Consider the following 18,719-nt stretch of genomic DNA (forward strand, 5'->3'; position numbering starts at 1 on the left):
CTTCCACCTCCCTTACTAACTTAAGTGAAGAAAATCTAGTTTAACAAAGTAACTTCGCCAAACTAGATTCTATCTTATATTTAGATTAATAGCCTAAATACTTACAGTTGCACCATTAAAAACCCGGCCCCGGCGTGCATCTAAAGTAATCAATTGATTATCTATCACCTTATCAAAAACACCATCAGCACCAACAATGACTGGAATACCCAGCTCAACCCCCATGATTGCCGCATGAGAAGTCATACCAGCTTTAGCCACAATAATCCCCGCAGCTTGTTGCATGGCTGGCAGATAGTCTTTATCGGTATTTTCAACAACTAGAATTGCTCCATTATGCATTTTTTCATTGGCTTCTGCAGCAGACCGAGCTAAAACGGCTTTCCCAATCGCATTAGAACGGCCAACTCCGACTGCTTTAAGTATTTCTTCGCCGATCAGCTGAACCTTCATAATATTTGTGGTACCTGATTCTCCAACTGGTACACCTGCGGTAATGATAATTAAATCCCCTTCATGGGCAAAATCTTTAGCAACTGCTAATTTAGTGGCAGAATCTAACATATCATCCGTTGATTCTGGCACATCAATTACAAAAGCTTGGACACCCCAAGTTAATGCTAACTTATACTTAGTAATTTCAGAGAAAGTAGCGGCCAAGATATTAGCTTGTGGTCGATATTTGGCAATCATTTGAGCAGTATGACCAGATGATGTAGCAGCTACAATCGTTTCAATCCCCAAATTGCGTGCTGTGTGTCCTACTGCCTGACCAATTGATTCAGTTAAATCGGAGTTATCAAATTGTTTCAAGGCTGCGGTGTCTTGCCCTTCGAAAGCTTGTTCCGTTCTAAGGCAAATATCCGCCATCGTCTTAACCGCTTCAAGTGGATAATCTCCAGCAGCTGTTTCTCCAGATAACATTACTGCATCCGTACCATCAAAAATTGCATTAGCTACATCGTTAGCTTCAGCCCGAGTTGGACGCGGATTGTGTTGCATGGAGTCCAACATTTGTGTGGCAGTAATAACCACCTTACCCGCTTGATTACACTTTTTAATAATCGATTTTTGCAAAATTGGCACTTCATAAGTTGGGATTTCTACCCCCAAGTCACCTCGGGCTACCATGATTCCATCAGAAACTTCGATGATTTCATCAATATTATCGACACCTTCTTGATTTTCAATCTTAGACAGAATTTGCACATGGTTCATGCCTGTTTCTTCTAAGATTTCACGAATCTCAAGAACGTCAGCCGCACGGCGAACAAAAGAGGCAGCAATAAAGTTAATATCATTTTCTAGACCAAAACGAATATCAGCCGCATCCTTTTCAGTGATACCCGGTAATTTTAAAGATACATTGGGAACATTGACCCCTTTTTTAGATTTTAAAACACCTGTGTTTTGAATCTCAGTATGAATTTCACCGGCCTGGTGGTCAATATCAGTGATTAATAAATCAATTAAACCATCGTCAAGTAAAATATGGCCTCCCACATGAACATCATTAATTAACTCACTGTAGGTCACAGAAAATTTTTCAGATGTTCCTTGAACTTCATTCATAGAAATAATTACTTTATTTCCTTTAATCAAGTCTACGGTTTTTTCCTTCATATTATGAGTTCTAATTTCAGGTCCTTTAGTATCCAAAAGAATCCCAATATTTAAACCTGTTTTTTCCCGTAAGCTTTTTAGTGATTGAATCCGCGCTAAATGTTCTTCATGGTCACCGTGTGAAAAATTTAAACGAGCAACATTCATCCCAGCATATGCCAAAGATTCAAGCATTTCAGGCTTTTCGGAAGCAGGTCCAATAGTACATACAATTTTTGTGCGTTTCATAAAAACTCCTTTTCTTTAAAACAAGCTTAACGTTGGGTCAAATCACGGTTTAAAATAAATAAGTCTTGACGAAGTTTGTGTTTGGCTTTGGATAAGGTATCAATAATATCAAATTCAGCCAGTTGTTCTCCTTGGATTCCCAAGTAAATACCAGCTTTGCCTTCTCTTAAACAGTCAACCGCACGCGCACCCATTAAGGTTGCATAAACACGGTCACGTGATGTTGGCATACCGCCCCGTTGAATATGTGAAAGACTTACCCCACGAACTTCTTGTTCTGCGGCTAAGGCTTGATATTTTTCGACAAAATCATCTACATTACTAACACCTTCTGCTAAAACGATTAAAGAATAATCTTTTCCACGTTCACGTCCTTGACGAACACGATGAACAATATCTTCCATCTCATAGGCATTTTCAGGAATTACGATAGCATCAGCACCTGCTGCAACACCTGCCCATACGGCAATATCTCCTGCATGGCGTCCCATCACCTCAATAACAAAAGTCCGATTATGAGAGGCAGCAGTATCAGAAATACGGTCAATTGCTTCTAAAGCTGAAGAAACAGCTGTATCAAAGCCAATCGTATACTCAGTTCCTGGAATATCATTATCAATGGTACCAGGGATTCCAATGGCTGGAAAACCTAATTTAGTTAAAGCGAGTGCTCCTTGGAAGGAGCCATCACCACCAATTACAACTAGGGCATCAATGTCAGCTTTTTTAAGTTGATCAAAAGCTTGTTTTTGAATATCTGCTTGAGCAAACTCAGGAAAGCGTGCTGAATATAGCATGGTGCCCCCTAATTTTAAGGCATGTTGGGTATCCTTACTTTCTAATTTACGGAAATCTCCTTCAACTAGCCCTTTATAACCATAATAAACTCCATAGACTTCGATACCATGATGAGCACCTTGTTCTACAACAGCGCGCACGGCTGCATTCATCCCTGGTGCATCGCCACCAGAAGTTAAGACTGCAATACGTTTCATCTCTACACCTACTTTTAATTTTTTTCATATCTATCTTAACATTCTTAGACCACCCTGTCATTTAATTTCTATGAAAATTCCTAAGATTACACTTCCAAATAGAGAATTAACGATATACAACATTGGCCGCTCCAAATCGATTCCGTAAATATGTTTGAACACGTTGGCTATAAGAAATATTATAGGTGTCGTTTAAAGCAAATGGTTTATCTTGGCCGACCACAAGGATAACTTGACAAGGACCAGGATTTGAAATTGATAACTTTTTTAACCATTCAATATTATTATTGATTAAATTATTCTTAGCTAATTTGATGAAACAAATTTTATAATTATTCTGACTACCCTTATCCGAGATTAATTTATCCGGCAGCTCTAAGCGGTTAATAATAATCTGGGCTTGGCCTCGTTTGGATTGACCGTAACTACCAGTCACTAGTAGGATACCCTCTTCTTTTAATAATGAATGGTAGCGCTCAAAGACTTTAGGAAAAAGTACCTGATCAAGTTTGCCACTCTCATCCTCTATTTGGGCGAAAGCCATAGTCTGTCCTTGACGGGTTTGAGTTAATTTGATTCTTGAAATAATTCCCAAAAGGCGAAATGGACTCTTGGGCTCCTCCTTTTTTATCTGACTAATATTCATCAAATTTATTTCAGCATTTAAATTATCTCGATAAAAGTCCAAGGGATGACCCGATAAATAAAAGCCTAAATGCTCTTTCTCTTGGTGGATCAACTGTAGCGGATTTAATTCGGCCACCGTTTCAATCTTAGGAGCCATCTCTTCAAAAAGATCCATATTTAAACCTGAGAAACGAACACTTTCAATCACTTTCTCAAGATTAGTTAATAAGGTTGCGCGATTATAGCCTAAGCTATCAAAAGCTCCGACTTTAATCAGAATTTCTAAAGGAGTCACTTGTAAATATTTATCTGGCAAACGACGTAAAAAATCAAAGAAATCTTGATAGGGTCCCATCAATTGACGATTGTCAATAATTTCTCGCATCAAATCTGGTCGGATTCCCTTGACCATTTGAAATCCCAGACGTAGATCATTGCCATTTGCACTGACGCCCATTTGACTTTTATTAACATCTAAAGTGAGGATTTTTATTCCGGCCGCTTTAATTTCCTCTAAATACGCTTGCATTTGCGTCGGATCAAATTTAAGTTGTCCCAAGAAGAAAGCTTGGGAGTAATGAACTTTTAAATAAGCCAATTGGAAGGCGAGTTTGGAATAGACGACTGCGTGAGACCGGTTAAAGCCATAATTCGCAAATTCTGCAATCGCATCATAGACCTGACTGGCTGTTTTCTCTTCGTAGCCTTTTTCGAGCGCCCCGGTCAAAAAATTTACTTTTTGTGCTTGCATGACCTCATGGTCTTTTTTTGACATAGCCCTTCTGAGCAAATCTGCTTGTCCCATGGTGAAGCCAGCCATAGATACCAAAATCTGCATCACTTGTTCTTGATAAATAATAATTCCATAAGTATCCTTAAGGATGCCTTCTAATTCAGGTACGGGGTAAGTAGCTTGGTATTGACCATGTTTCCGTTTAATATAGGTCTGAATTTGCCCCATTGGACCTGGACGAAAGAGGGCATTCACAGCAACAATATCCTCAAAGCTAGTCGGTTGTAACTGACTTAAAACATTGCGGATACCAGGGGACTCAAACTGAAAGACCCCTCTAGTTTGTGCCCTGCGAAAAAGCTGCAAGGTCTCGTGATCATTCAAATCAATATCTTCAATTTCAAAAGCTTGGTCCTTTACTTTAACTTCTTGCAAAATTTGATCTAAGAGGGTTAAATTCTTGAGTGCTAAAAGATCAATTTTTAACAGACCTAGGTTTTCAACCCCATCCTTATCAAACTGTGTAATTAGGCTTTGTCCTTCTTCTAAGACGGGAATCATCGAATCAATCGGAAAGTCGGTAATGACCAGACCTCCCGCATGAATAGAATGTTCTGAAATTAATCCTTCCAAGGCTTGTCCCGCTTGGAAAATTGCTTGATTAGTTGGTGACGCGTCGACTAAATGACGAAATGATTTATTTTCTTGATAAGCTTGACCCAGATCAATCTTTCGATTTGGATCGGTGGGAATTAGCTTTGACCAAGTTTTTAATTGACTATCTTGTCCAACTTGTCGCAAGACTTCTTGAATGGCTGACTTGGCTCCAAATCGATTAAAAGTTGCTATCTGTGCAACTTGCTCATAACCATATTTTTGCCGCACATAAGCAATGACTTGGTCACGATGACTATTGGGTATGTCCAAATCAATATCCGGCATGGTTTGCCGTTCAGGATTTAAGAAACGTTCAAAAATTAAATCATATTTCAAGGGGTCAATGGTTGAAACACCTAATAAATAAGTAACTAAAGACCCAGGAGCTGAGCCCCGCCCAGCTCCTAATTGAATATGATGTTGACGGCAGTAGCTGACAATATCAGCAACTATTAAAAAATAATCGTCATAACCCATTTGATGAATTACAGAAAGTTCATAGGCTAATCTTTCTTGATAAGTATTCTTAGCCGCTAACCCGAACTGATTCAAGGCCTGGGTCACTAATTGTTTTAAATATTCTTGACTAGTTAGGAGACTACCAGAATCAAAGACTGGCAATAAATCCTTTCCTTCCTGAAGTTTAAACTCCAGCCGGGTCATTAATTGATCACTGTTTGAAATAATTTCCACTAAACCGTAATGCTGATAAAGATCTTCTAAGTCTTTTCTACTTAAGAGCACTTTTTCCGAACGCTGACCAAAGTTTGTTAAATCTAAGGGTTCATAAGCGGCCCGATCCACTCGCCGCTTTAAAATGGTTAGCGCCATCACATCCTCTTGCTGCAATAGCCTGACAGGTTGGGTACTGACCTGTTTCAAATCCATACTTTTAGCAAAGTCACTTAGATGACGGGTCACAATTTGGTTAAAGGGGAGAATTTGATGACCTAAATATACTTTATCTTCCCCGAAAATTTCTCTGAGTTGTTTAAGTAAGTCTTGTGCTTCTTTTATTTGATCGTGCAAAACCAAACTATCAAGTTCAGAATCATGACCACGACTGATATACACCAAATGGCCTTTGTAATCAGATAAACAGTTTAGATAGAGTTGATTAGAATATTCTTTTTGATGACTCATCAATCTTGACAATTTAATAAGCCCTTGATAACCCTTTTGATCTATTGCATAGATTAAGGCAGGCCATGCTTTTTGGTCATCAATTAATCCTGGCAAGCTTACCGTTAAGCCAAGTACAGCCTTGATACCGAACACCTGACTAGCTTGATAGAATTCATATGCCGCAAAAAGATTCCCTTGATCAGCCAATCCCACAGCCTGATACCCCATAGCCTTAGCTTGCTGGACATAATCCTTTACTAAGATAGTCGCTTGATTAAATGAATAGGTTGATTTGACATTAAACAAAGCGGTACCCTCCTCTTTCTCTACCTATAAGTATACCTTATTTTAGCAGTTATTTTTTTAATTGTAATGATTCTCTTAGCAATAACTCTAAAGAAATAAAAAACTACCAGCTTCAAATAAATCAAAGAAGCTGATAGGTTAGAAAAAGCAAAATTATAAGAGTAACATGGCATCGCCAAATGAGAAAAAGCGATATTTTTCTTTCACAGCATGGTCATAGGCCGCTAAGATTTTTTCACGGTCATAGAAGGCTGATACTAACATGACTAATGTCGATTGAGGCAAATGGAAATTAGTAATCAAATGATCAACCACTTGATAGTCAAAACCAGGGGTTATGAAAATAGAGGTCCAACCAGAATCCGCCACAAGCTTCCCCTCAAATTTATGTGAGATGGTTTCCAGAGTCCGGACCGATGTGGTTCCGACCGCCGTAATCTTGCCACCCGCCGCCTTAATCCGGTTAATGGCTTGGGCTGATTGGTCAGATAATTGATAAAATTCTGCATGCATGTCATGGTCTTCAATATTATCCACGGATACGGGTCTAAAAGTACCTAAACCTACATGAAGCACTAGCGGAATGATTTCAATTCCTTTAGCTTTGGCCGCCTCAAGTAATTCCGGGGTAAAGTGCAAGCCAGCAGTAGGCGCCGCAGCTGAACCATTTTCTTTAGCATAAACAGTTTGATAACGATCGGGATCATTCAATTTTTCTTTGATATAAGGTGGCAGCGGCATTTGCCCTAATTCCTCTAAAATTTCCAAGAAAACTCCTTGATAGTCAAATTCGATAATCCGCCCCCCATGATCCAATTCTTCTTTCACGATGGCCGTTAATTGTCCCTGACCAAAGGATATTTTGGTTCCGACTTTAGCCCGACGGGCAGGCTTAACTAAAGTTTCCCATTCATTGCCTTCCCGGTTATGGAGAAGGAGTACTTCTAAATGGCCACCTGTTTCCGGTTTAGTTCCAATAATCCGTGCAGGAATGACCCGAGTCTCATTCACCACGAGTCCATCCCCGGCTTGTAAATAGTCCAAAATATGCTTAAAATCAGTATCCATTAATTGGTCTGTATGACGGTCAATAACTAATAAACGCGATGAAGACCGGTCTTTCAAGGGGGTTTGTGCAATTAATTCTTCAGGTAATTCATAGTCAAAATCTTTAGTAGACAGGGTCAATTCAGTCATCCTCTTCTTTCTCAAATTCTATCTTTAAATGGTCATAAGCTTGTCGAGTCACAACCCGACCACGGGGCGTTCTTTGTAAAAAACCTATTTGCAATAAATAAGGTTCATACATATCTTCGACGGTTCCGATATCTTCTGATATATTCACCGCAATCGTATTCAGCCCCACCGGTCCGCCTTGGTAAAGATCAATCATAGCTTTTAATAATTTACGGTCTGTTTGGTCTAGGCCCTTGTCATCAATTTCAAGTAATTTGAGGGCTTCTTGGGTCACAGCTTGAGTAATCACCCCATCATGCTTGACTTGGGCAAAATCACGGACCCGCCGCAAAATTCGGTTGGCCACCCGGGGAGTTCCCCGCGACCGCCGGGAAATTTCTAAAGCCCCTTGGCTTTCAATCCCAACATCAAAAATATTTGCCGACCGTTCCACAATCAACTGCAAATCAGCCTGACTATAATATTCCATATGCATTACAATGCCAAACCGCTCCCGTAAGGGCTGGGTTAACATTCCGGCCCGCGTAGTTGCCCCAATCAATGTAAAAGGAGGTAATTGAAAATGGATGGGTTGACTGGTGGACCCTTGCCCCACCACAATATCCACAAAGTAATCTTCCATGGCCGAATAGAGGACTTCTTCCACCACCCTCGGTAAGCGGTGGATTTCATCAATAAAGAGAATATCACCAGGATTTAACTCATTTAAGAGGGCAATTAAATCACCGGGCCGCTCGATAGCAGGGCCAGAAGTCGTTTGGATTCCTACCTCTAATTCGTTAGCAATGACCATCGCCAAGGTCGTTTTCCCAAGTCCTGGCGGTCCATATAAAAGGACATGGTCTAAGGCTTCCTGACGTTGCCGGGCTGCTTGAATGTAAATGGCCAAAGCTTCCTTGACCTTATTTTGGCCAATATACTCTCTCAAGAATTTGGGCCGCAAACTAAAATGCTGACTGGAATTATCAGCTTCTAAGTCAATATCTTCGGGTAAAGATTGACCAGAAATAATACGTTCATCCATTCGAACCCTCCTTTCATTCTTAAACTCAGTCCAAGTTGAATATCTTAACAAAATTAATTTTTTCACATAACTCAATGGGGTTAAGCAAATGTTTAAGACACTAATAATTTAAAGGCAAAAGACAAGGCTTCTTGGGTTGAAGCAAAACTTTGTAAAGCCATCGGCTTAGCAATGGCTTTGATTTCTCGTTGCGAATAACCCAAACCTGCCAAAGCTTCGGCCACCTCATCAAATTGGGCTTGGTTACTTGAGGATGCTTGTTGACTAGGCGCTAGCTCTGCCCCATCATTGGCCACAAAATCACCTAATTTACCTTGCAAGTCTAAAATCATCTGCTGAGCTGTTTTCTTACCCACACCAGGGAATTTGGTTAAATAAGTGACATTCTGACTTTCAATCGCTTGAACTAAGCCAGTATGGTCATTTAAAGCCAGGATAGACAAGGCTGATTTGGGTCCAATATTAGAGACCCGGTTCAAAAGATTAAATAACTCCTTCTCTTGCATATCTTTAAAACCATAAAGGGTTAGGGAATCTTCACGGACCACTAATTCTAGATAAACTTGAACTTCTTCATTTAAATGACGATTCCATGCATAAGCATTGGGGGAATAGATTTTATAGGCCAAACCACTCGCCGTAACAACAAGATAAGTTGGGTGGATTTGGCTTAAAATTCCTTGAATATATTCGTACATAATTAGTCCACAAATTCCTTATATTGACCATACCCTGCTTGGTCCATTTCTTCTAGCGGAATAAAACGTAAAGCCGCAGAATTAATACAATACCGTAAACCGCCCAATTGGCTAGGTCCGTCATCAAAAACATGACCCAAGTGGGAATCAGCTTGCGGACTACGAACTTCGGTCCGTTCCCGTAGTAAGGTCTTATCAGATTTTTCAACTAAGGACGAACCAGGAATTGGCTTAGAAAATGAAGGCCAACCACAACCAGCGTCATACTTATCGGCAGATGAAAACAGGGCTTCTCCTGAAACGACGTCCACATATATTCCTTTTTGATAAAAGTCATCATACTGACCACTAAATGGGCGTTCAGTTCCCGCATTTTGTGTCACCTCATACTGTAGGGCATCTAACTGGTCAATCTGGGCTTGATATTTTTCTTTACTCATCGAACTAGTCCTCCTTCGTGTGAATCTTGAATACGTTTAAATATTTTTTCTAATGATTTCTGATCAAATTCTACAAAAACTGGGCGTCCATGCGGGCAATGGTAAGGGTCTTCTAAGTGAGCCATATCTTTAATTAGGGCTTCTGCTTCCTTAGGAGCCAAATAATGGTTAGCTTTAATGGCCCCCCGGCAAGAAGACATAATAATCGAAGCTTCTTTTAATTGAGCCACGGTTAAATCAGGCTCTTTAAGAAGGCGGTCTACCAAACCATAAATTAAATCGTCCAAATCCTCGTCTAGAATCCAGTTAGGATAGGACGGCAACTGGTAGGAATTGGGTCCAAGATTTTCCAGGAAAATCCCCAATTTTTCTAAAGATGGTTTTATTATTTCAATCGTCGTCATTTGCTCTAAAGAAAACTCAAAGACATGAGGCAGGAGCAAATCTTGTTGCAAGGTCACATCCGGATCATAGGTCATAAAATGTTCATAACGTAGGCGTTCCTGGGCAGCATGCTGGTCAATCAGATAAAAACCTGATTCTGACTCAGCAATTAAATAAGTACCATGAATTTGTCCCACATAACGCAAGGCTGCAAAATCTATGCCCTGCTTTTCAGTCTCTCTCTCGTAAACTTCTGAAGACTGTTGAATTTCCGAATCTAAGACAGCTTTGAAATTTGAGTCAGGTAACGCTCTAGTTGGGTGCCTTTGGTCGTTACCCTGAGAACATGAGTTTTCTCTATCTATGCCTAAAGCTTGCTCTAAGGCTTGGTAATGAGACATCGGTGGCTTAGAACAATTTTCTTGTCTTACTAGCTTATTCTCAACTTCTTGGTCTACTTGGTCTGGGTCTTGTTGATGTTGGAAATTACTATCTACCTTCCCAATCGAGCCATTTAGATCTAAAGGGATTGTACGTTCGGACAGACGGTAATTATCTTGCGCAACCAAGGTCTGGCCTAAATTAGGGACAGGATTCACTTCGCCTAAACAGGCTTTAACCCCGTCTTGAATTAGTTTAGCTAATTCAGACTCTTTACTCAAGCGAACTGTTTGCTTGGTTGGATGAACATTCGCATCGACTAGACGGGGGTCTAAGTCAATGACCAAAATTGAAATGGGATAACGGCCAATCATTAGTTGGCGCCCGTAAGCCTTAATCAGGACTTGATTCAATTGGTTAGAATAAACGGCCCGACCATTCACAAACCAATGAATATAGTTGCGAGAGGTCCGGGTCAAGGTTGGCGGTGAAATAAAACCAGATACCTTGAAGTCATCATCGGCTACATTTAATGCGATGAGCTGACGGGCTAAATTGGCTTGATAAATTTGGGCGATACTTTCTTGCAACCGTCCCCGTCCTGAGGTTTGAAAAAGTTTTTGCTGATTATTAAAGAGGGAAAATTGGATTTGAGGATAAGCCAAGGCCATATTCTGCACAAAACGAATAATATGTTTTAATTCAGTTTGCAGTGTTTTTAGGTGCTTAAGCCGAGCGGGTGTATTATAAAATAATGATTTAACCTCGATCTTGGTTCCTTGGTTCCCGGCACATTGGCCTTGGTTCATTAATTTTGAGCCTGCGATTTCGACAAAATTTGCCTGGTCTTGGCCAGCTTGACAGGACTCGACCCGGACCTTAGCTACAGATCCAATTGAAGCTAGCGCCTCTCCCCGAAAGCCTAACGAATGAACATTAAACAAATCATTTAACCGATAAATTTTACTGGTTGCATGGGGTAAAAAGGCGAGCTGCAGGTCCTCTGCATCCATTCCTTCCCCATTATCTTGAACCATAATTTGACTGATACCAGCCTCTTCTAAATAAACACTTATGATTGATGCTCCCGCATCAATTGAATTTTCAACTAATTCTTTGACGACTGAGGCTGGTCTTTCAACGACTTCCCCTGCTGCTATTTGATTAGACAAGGCAGCTGGCATTTGTTTAATTTTACTCACGACAGGGCCTCTTTTCTAAGTTAATCTAATAATTCTTGGGCTTGGTTTTGGAGTTTGGCTAAGTAAACCATGGTGTCCAATGGCGTCATTTGATTTAAATTAGCTTTAGCTAAATCTTCTAACAAAGGACTGACAGGATTTTTTTGTTTAACATCAAATCCATTTGAATCGAGACTTTCTTGGTCAAATAAGGATAGTTGTTGGTCCTCATTTTGATCCATCTTCTTAGCCTTTGCCTCTAATCTAAATAGAATTGCTTGACTATTTTGAATCAAACTTTCAGGTAAGCCTGCTAGACGCGCAACATGAATCCCATAAGACTTATCAGCGGGCCCATCAAAAATTTTATGAAGAAAGATAAGCTCCCCATTTTTCTCACTCGCGCCCACATGGATATTACGAATATTGGATGATTCAGTGGCTAAGTTGGTTAATTCATGATAATGCGTTGAAAAAATAGTCAAAGCACGGACTTTATCGGCAATATATTCGATAATACCTTGGGCTAGGGCCATCCCATCATAGGTTGCGGTCCCCCGGCCAATCTCATCAAAGAGTAATAAAGACCTACTGCTTGCCTCTTGTAAGGCTTCATTCGTTTCCATCATTTCAACCATAAAAGTGGATTGTCCCCGGGAAATATCATCCGCTGAACCAATCCGGGTGAAAATTTTATCCACAATCGGCAGTTTGGCTAACTTAGCAGGCACAAAGGAACCAATTTGATTCAAAATAACTGCATAAGCAACCTGACGCATAAAGGTAGACTTACCTGACATATTCGGTCCAGTTAAAAGTAAAAGATATTTATCTGGACTTACTTTTAGATTATTAGCCACAAAATTGGCCGGTCCTATCATTTGTTCGATCACTGGATGACGACTCTCTTCCAGTTCAAGTTGCCCTGGTTGATCAATGATTTGGGGTCGACAAAAATTCTCTTCTTCAGCCAAACTCGCAAAAGCACATAGAATATCTAATTCAGCGACTTGTTTAGCTAAACTTTGTAAAGTTGGGATATGCCGACTTAAATCTTGACGAATCGCAACAAAAAGCTCGTATTCCAATAGTTTTGCCTTATCTTGAGCTTCTAGAATAGTGGTTTCAATGTCTTTTAATTCCTCAGTGATAAATCGTTCATTGTTGGCTAGGGTTTGTTTCCGCTGATAACGCGGATCCTCTAATTGGGCCGCTTGTAACCGAGAAATCTCAATATAATAGCCAAAGACCTTGTTATAACCTACTTTTAAGGTTTTTAGACCGGTTTTTTCGCGTTCACGTTGTTGTAACTCTACTAGCCATTGTTGTCCATGATTCAAGGCATCCCGGTACTTGTCTAATTGTTGATGATACCCATCTCTGATAATATTACCTTCAGTGACGGATAAGGGTGGGTCTGGTTCTAAACTCTCTTCTAAAAGCTTAACTAAAGTATCGAAGGAAGCCAAAGGATTAAAAGAGTCTTGACCATCTGCTCTTAGGGCTGCGATCACCTTATTTAAATAAGGAATTTGTTGGAGTGATTGTTTTAATTGAATCATATCCCGGGCATTGGCATGACCTAAAGAAATCTTAGTTACCAGACGTTCTAAGTCATAAATCTTATCCAAGGCTGATTCTAAATCTAAGCGATGGAAATAGTTCTCGATTAAAGATTGTACTTTATCATGTCTTTGCAATAAAGGCTCTTTTACTTGCAGGGGTTTATCTAACCATTGATGGAGGAGTCGACCACCCATAGCAGTTTTAGTGCGGTCTAAATACCATAATAACGACCCCTTCTTGCGTTGTGACCGCAAGGACCGGCTTAATTCAAGTTGACTCTTGGTATAAGGCGTCATTTGTAAATAATCAATGATTTGATAGAAATTAACTGCTTGGAAATGATCTAAATCCTGCATTTGGACTGATTCTACATAAGCAAGTAATAGGTTTAAGCAAGCCAAACCCGCTTCAGCTTGGTCACTTGTCAGGGATTTACTTAATTTAGTCATCAGACTAGGACTGGCTTGGGCTTGGTCATCAATCACAGAGAAATGCGTCTTAAGATTAGCTTTTAGAAATTCTAAGAGACTAGGATTAATCGAATCTGGATAGACAAGTTCACTGACTTGTATGCCTTCTAATTCATTGATTAATTGATTCATCTCTTGACCTTGAGTCAAAAAGACTTCACCCGTAGAAACATCACAATAAGACAAGTAGAAGAACTCACCTATTTCTTTCAGGCAAGCGATATAATTATTTTCTTTTTGATTTAATGCCTTTTCTTGCATAATGGTTCCTGGGGTAATAACCTTTATTACGCCCCGTTTAACCATTCCCTTAGTTAGTTTAGGGTCTTCCAACTGTTCACAGATGGCTACCTTATGGCCCGCTTGAACTAAGGTTTTAATATAATCATCAGCAGAATGATAAGGCACACCGCACATTGGAATAGGATTATCGACATTTTTGTTACGCGAAGTTAGGGTAATCTCTAGAATCTTACTAGCTTGGAGGGCGTCTTCATTAAACATTTCATAGAAGTCGCCTAAGCGAAAAAATATAAAACAATCGGGATAGCGTTCTTTGACGGCATCATACTGTTCCATCATGGGGGTTTTTTTAACTTTTCCCATATTATCCCTCACTTTCTTAACTTTTATAATCTTTTTAATTTTACCATAAATTTAGCCAAACTGCTTCTCGAATACATAACTACTAAACTAGCAATGGATAAAGGGTAAATAGGATAATTTGTTAAAAATTCAGGTAAGAAAAAAGGTTGGGCAAGCCCAACCTTTAGAAACTATTTGGCATAATCAACTGCTCTTGTTTCACGAATTACAGTTACTTTAATATTACCAGGATAAGTCATTTCATTTTCAATGCGTTGTTTAATATCATGTGCAACTTTAACGGCGCGAACATCATCAATTTTATCAGGTTTAACCATAACTCGGATTTCTCGTCCCGCTTGAATAGCATAAGAATGTGAAACCCCATCAAAACTATTAGAAATTTCTTCCAATTGTTGTAAGCGTCGAATATAATTTTCCAAGGACTCACTCCGAGCACCTGGTCTTGCCGCAGAAAAGGCATCCGCTGCAGCCACAATGACCGCAATCGCAGAACTTGGTTGTACATCACCATGATGGGCGGCAATAGCATTAACCACCACTTCTGGTTCACGGTAACGTTTAGCAATTTCAGTCCCGATTTCCACATGGGTCCCTTCAACTTCATGGTCTAAGGCTTTCCCTAAATCATGAAGGAGACCAGCACGTTTCGCCATATTTACATCTTCGCCTAATTCATTAGCCATAAATCCAGCTAATTTGGCTACTTCGATCGAATGCTTCAAAACATTTTGGCCGTATGACGTACGGTAAGCTAACCGTCCTACCATCTTAATGACATCTGGATGCAAATTATGTAAGCCTAATTCAAAGACAGCTTCTTCACCCACTTCACGGATTTTTTCATCCATTTCCTTACGAGCTCGTTCAACAATATCTTCGATCCGAGCCGGATGAATCCGTCCATCTTGAATAAGTTTTTCAAGGGCAATCTTAGCAATCTGACGACGAATTGGATCAAAACCAGATAAGACCACTGTTTCAGGGGTATCATCAATAATCAAATCCATCCCAGTCAAACTCTCAAACGTGCGAATATTTCGACCTTCACGACCAATAATGCGACCTTTCATCTCATCATTTGGTAACTGCACGACTGAAACGGTATTATCCGTCACCAAATCGGTTGAAGTTCTTTGAATGGCCGACATAATAATATTCTTAGCATTACGATCTGCTTGATTTTTAGCTTCTTGTTCAGCATCTCTGACCATAATCGCCATTTCTTGCTGTAGACCTTGTTCTGTCTGAGCCAATATTTGTTGCCGGGCATCATCACGGGATAGTGCTGCAATCCGTTCTAATTCAGCCTCTTGTTGCCCCACTAATTTTTCAACTGCTTTTTCACGAGTTTCTAATTGTTCCACCCGTGTTTGATAAGCCTCTTCACGTTTTTCTAAATGAAGTTCTCTTTGATCAAGATTATTTGATTTTTGATCCAAGCTTTCTTCTTTTTGAATTAAACGATTCTCAGAGCGACTCACTTCAAAACGACGTTCTTTTAATTCCGTTTCGATATCATTACGGTACTTTAAATTTTCTTCCTTCGCTTCGAATAAAGCTTCACGCTTTAGAATCTGAGCTTGTTTAATGGCATCATCAACGATATTTTCAGCATTTTCTTTAGCATTTTCAATATTTTTTTTGTGTCTTGCTGCTGCAAGTCCAAAACCAATGACTAATCCAATTACTAAAGCAAGTATCGCGAAGGCGATTGACATAAAGTCCATAGTGTCACCTCCGTATCTAATTTTAATAATGGAAATTAAAAATATGTTCAGCATGTATTTCTACACAAGTATAATAATAAGTTTTTTTGACTAATTAGTCAATCATACTTTAATTATGGACTCATAAAAATAATAAAGATAAATCTTCTACTATTTATAACAATATTTTAGCTGGATAAATCCCTCTATTTTTATTGGAGGGTCTACGAATACTTAAGTAAACAAAAAAGCCTAGTATATCTTTAAGTGTAAATCCTCCAAAGTTAGCTTATCAGCAAAATTTTAAAGGAAATAAAAGTAACATACTAGGCTTTTTTGTTTTATTATCATCAGGTGATTCTTCTTATACTTTTACTAAATTAGTCTTAATTATAAGTCTAATTCAGTCGATTCACTTTCAGCAGCTTCTGAATTTTTAGGTCCAATATTATAATGAGCCCTAACTTTACTATTTATTTCCTCACGAACTGCTGGATTATCAATTAAAAACTGTTTTGCATTCTCACGACCTTGGCCGATCCGTTCGTCACCATATGAATACCAAGACCCTGCTTTATTGATAATATCTAAATCAGCAGCCATATCAACAAGCTCTCCCTCTTGAGAGATACCTTGACCATACATAATATCAACCATGGCCTCTTTAAAAGGAGGAGCAACTTTATTTTTTACTACTTTAATCCGGGTCCGGTTACCTATCATCTCCCCACTATTTTTGATGGTTTCAGCACGTCTAACTTCTAACCGAATGGTGGAGTAGAATTTAAGGGCACGACCACCTGGGGTCGTTTCAGGATTACCAAACATAATCCCTACTTTTTCACGGATTTGGTTAATAAAGAAACAAATTGTTTTGGTTTTATTCACAGAGCCGGATAATTTACGTAAGGCTTGTGACATTAGCCGAGCTTGTAAGCCAACATGGGCATCCCCCATATCTCCTTCAATTTCAGCTCGAGGTACTAAAGCGGCCACTGAATCAACCACAATAATATCAACCGCACCAGAAGCTACTAAGGCATCCGCAATTTCTAAACCTTGTTCTCCTGTATCTGGTTGTGATAGCAATAACTCATCCACATCAACACCTAAGTTGGCAGCATAATCAGGATCTAAAGCATGCTCAGCATCAATAAAGGCAGCGGTACCCCCTTGTTTTTGTACTTCTGCAATAGCATGTAAGGCCACAGTTGTCTTACCAGATGATTCTGGTCCATAACATTCGATAATCCGGCCCCGCGGATATCCGCCGACACCTAAAGCCACGTCAAGGGCTAAGGAGCCAGTTGGAATCGTTGAAATCTTTGTATCAGTTTTTTCGCCTAATTTCATAATAGCCCCTTTACCGAAGTTTTTCTCGATATTTTTAAGGGCTAAGTCTAAAGCTTTTTGTCGTTCTGTATTAACCATTTAAGTCCTCCATTCACTCTTACATTAATATAATATACAATCATTGAAAGAATAGCAAGGGAAAAGCGAACGTTTGTTCTATTTAGTGTAATATTCCCTGACTAAATTTAAGGCCTCCAAACATGTGATTTCTCTAACTGTTTGACGAGGCTTATGATCAATATGAATACACTTAGATTCTAAATAGCCTTTGCCATCAGCAATTGCTAAATATACGGTCCCCGCTTCAACTCCTTGATCTGGTCCCGGGCCAGCCACTCCTGATACGGCAATTGCTAGGTCACTTACACATTTTTGCAAAGATTTAAGTGCCATATCTTTGACTAATTCATGGCTGTAAACTGTATATTGAGTAATGGTTTCGGCGTCAATACCTAGAATATTTTCTTTGGCTTCGACTTGATAAACCACAAAGGCTCCTTTAATGACTTGGCTCGCTCCAGGAATTTGAGTTAAAGTTTCAGCAATTAAACCACCCGTCAATGATTCTGCTACTGCTAGGCTTTGCTTATGTTTTTTTAATTGATCCACCACATTTTGAGCTAAACTGTAGTCTTGTCCTTGGCCAATAAAATAAGGGTTTAAGCGATCTAAAATCTGGTCTTGAACTTTTTGATTCAAAGCTTGAGCCTCTTCAAGCGTTTCTGCCGCAGCCGTTAGTCTAACAGTGACCAATTTAGGTTTTGAATACATGGCAATGGTTGGATTACTTTGATCCATGACGATATCATCTATTGCATCAGCTAAGGATGCTTCGCCGATCCCAAAAAAATTCAAATAATCTGAATCAAAGACCTGCCCGTGATTTTCAGCGTGCTTAGCTTGAAGTAATGGAATTAAGTATTGTGTCACCATGGCTTTCATTTCAAAGGGAGGTCCTGGTAATAAAACAAAAATTTGATTATTCTCCGTTTCATAGAATGAACCTAAGGCTAACCCAACATCATTAGGTAAAGCTTGACCTCCTTCAATATACCAAGCTTGTTGGTAATCATGTTTTGAAACTTTTCGATGTCCCCGTTCAAAATAATCTTCAATTCGACTTAATTGATTTGCATCAACTTTTAGCTCTGTTTGTAAGAAATCAGCCATAACTTCTTTACTAATATCATCACGGGTAGGTCCTAGGCCTCCCATCATGATAATTAAGTCGGACCGACTTGAAGCTAAACTTAAAGTATCCTTCATCCTTTGTGCATTATCACCCACTGTCTCTTGATAATACGTAGCAATCCCAATATCCATCAGGACTTGCGCCAACCAAGCTCCATTAGTATTGACAACATAACCCGTTAATAATTCTGTTCCTACTGCAATAATCTCAGCCTTCATGGCTTT

The 18,719-nt window shown here is 39.5% G+C and carries 12 protein-coding genes; all 12 read right to left on the minus strand.

Annotated elements, in window-relative coordinates:
* Positions 1-93: 93 nt before the first annotated feature.
* Positions 94-1,851, minus strand: coding sequence for a pyruvate kinase (pyk, locus tag HMPREF9257_RS00405; protein WP_006417418.1), 1,758 nt, complete (start codon positions 1,849-1,851; stop codon positions 94-96).
* Positions 1,852-1,877: 26 nt separating this feature from the next.
* On the minus strand, positions 1,878-2,846 hold the full coding sequence (pfkA, locus tag HMPREF9257_RS00410; protein WP_006417517.1) for a 6-phosphofructokinase: 969 nt from the start codon (positions 2,844-2,846) through the stop codon (positions 1,878-1,880).
* A gap of 106 nt (positions 2,847-2,952) precedes the next feature.
* Complete coding sequence (locus tag HMPREF9257_RS00415) at positions 2,953-6,294, minus strand: DNA polymerase III subunit alpha (RefSeq protein ID WP_006417446.1); 3,342 nt, start codon at positions 6,292-6,294, stop codon at positions 2,953-2,955.
* A 153-nt stretch (positions 6,295-6,447) separates the two neighbouring features.
* Positions 6,448-7,491, minus strand: a complete 1,044-nt coding sequence (gene queA, locus HMPREF9257_RS00420; protein ID WP_034907667.1) for a tRNA preQ1(34) S-adenosylmethionine ribosyltransferase-isomerase QueA — start codon at positions 7,489-7,491, stop codon at positions 6,448-6,450.
* Positions 7,484-8,515: a Holliday junction branch migration DNA helicase RuvB gene (gene ruvB / locus HMPREF9257_RS00425; RefSeq protein WP_006417422.1), complete on the minus strand. Its 1,032-nt coding sequence runs from the start codon at positions 8,513-8,515 to the stop codon at positions 7,484-7,486. Before ruvB ends, queA begins: the two co-directional genes overlap by 8 nt.
* A 92-nt stretch (positions 8,516-8,607) precedes the next feature.
* Positions 8,608-9,213, minus strand: coding sequence for a Holliday junction branch migration protein RuvA (gene ruvA, locus HMPREF9257_RS00430; RefSeq protein ID WP_006417553.1), 606 nt, complete (start codon positions 9,211-9,213; stop codon positions 8,608-8,610).
* A gap of 2 nt (positions 9,214-9,215) precedes the next feature.
* Complete coding sequence (gene msrB / locus HMPREF9257_RS00435; protein ID WP_006417573.1) at positions 9,216-9,653, minus strand: peptide-methionine (R)-S-oxide reductase MsrB; 438 nt, start codon at positions 9,651-9,653, stop codon at positions 9,216-9,218.
* Positions 9,650-11,620, minus strand: a complete 1,971-nt coding sequence (gene mutL, locus HMPREF9257_RS00440) for a DNA mismatch repair endonuclease MutL (RefSeq protein WP_006417579.1) — start codon at positions 11,618-11,620, stop codon at positions 9,650-9,652. Before mutL ends, msrB begins: the two co-directional genes overlap by 4 nt.
* Positions 11,621-11,640: 20 nt before the next feature.
* Positions 11,641-14,241, minus strand: coding sequence for a DNA mismatch repair protein MutS (gene mutS / locus HMPREF9257_RS00445; protein WP_006417559.1), 2,601 nt, complete (start codon positions 14,239-14,241; stop codon positions 11,641-11,643).
* A gap of 170 nt (positions 14,242-14,411) precedes the next feature.
* Entirely contained in the window at positions 14,412-15,971 is a 1,560-nt protein-coding gene (gene rny, locus HMPREF9257_RS00450; RefSeq protein WP_006417596.1) for a ribonuclease Y, read from the minus strand.
* Between the two features lie 369 nt (positions 15,972-16,340).
* A complete protein-coding gene (gene recA, locus HMPREF9257_RS00455; RefSeq protein WP_006417528.1) occupies positions 16,341-17,381 on the minus strand; it encodes a recombinase RecA in 1,041 nt (346 codons plus the stop codon).
* Positions 17,382-17,459: 78 nt separating this feature from the next.
* Positions 17,460-18,713, minus strand: a complete 1,254-nt coding sequence (locus HMPREF9257_RS00460) for a competence/damage-inducible protein A (protein WP_006417435.1) — start codon at positions 18,711-18,713, stop codon at positions 17,460-17,462.
* Positions 18,714-18,719 lie beyond the last annotated feature (6 nt).

It is taken from the genome of Eremococcus coleocola ACS-139-V-Col8 (assembly GCF_000183205.1).
GTDB classification, from domain to species: domain Bacteria; phylum Bacillota; class Bacilli; order Lactobacillales; family Aerococcaceae; genus Eremococcus; species Eremococcus coleocola.

Excerpts from the sequence above, each read along its gene's own strand:
- ruvA (WP_006417553.1), bottom strand. The coding sequence starts at position 9,213 with ATGTACGAATATATTCAAGGAATTTTAAGCCAAATCCACCCAACTTAT.
- rny (WP_006417596.1), bottom strand. The coding sequence starts at position 15,971 with ATGGACTTTATGTCAATCGCCTTCGCGATACTTGCTTTAGTAATTGGA.
- mutS (WP_006417559.1), bottom strand. The coding sequence starts at position 14,241 with ATGGGAAAAGTTAAAAAAACCCCCATGATGGAACAGTATGATGCCGTC.
- pfkA (WP_006417517.1), bottom strand. The coding sequence starts at position 2,846 with ATGAAACGTATTGCAGTCTTAACTTCTGGTGGCGATGCACCAGGGATG.
- pyk (WP_006417418.1), bottom strand. The coding sequence starts at position 1,851 with ATGAAACGCACAAAAATTGTATGTACTATTGGACCTGCTTCCGAAAAG.
- HMPREF9257_RS00460 (WP_006417435.1), bottom strand. The coding sequence starts at position 18,713 with ATGAAGGCTGAGATTATTGCAGTAGGAACAGAATTATTAACGGGTTAT.
- recA (WP_006417528.1), bottom strand. The coding sequence starts at position 17,381 with ATGGTTAATACAGAACGACAAAAAGCTTTAGACTTAGCCCTTAAAAAT.
- ruvB (WP_006417422.1), bottom strand. The coding sequence starts at position 8,515 with ATGGATGAACGTATTATTTCTGGTCAATCTTTACCCGAAGATATTGAC.
- queA (WP_034907667.1), bottom strand. The coding sequence starts at position 7,491 with ATGACTGAATTGACCCTGTCTACTAAAGATTTTGACTATGAATTACCT.
- msrB (WP_006417573.1), bottom strand. The coding sequence starts at position 9,653 with ATGAGTAAAGAAAAATATCAAGCCCAGATTGACCAGTTAGATGCCCTA.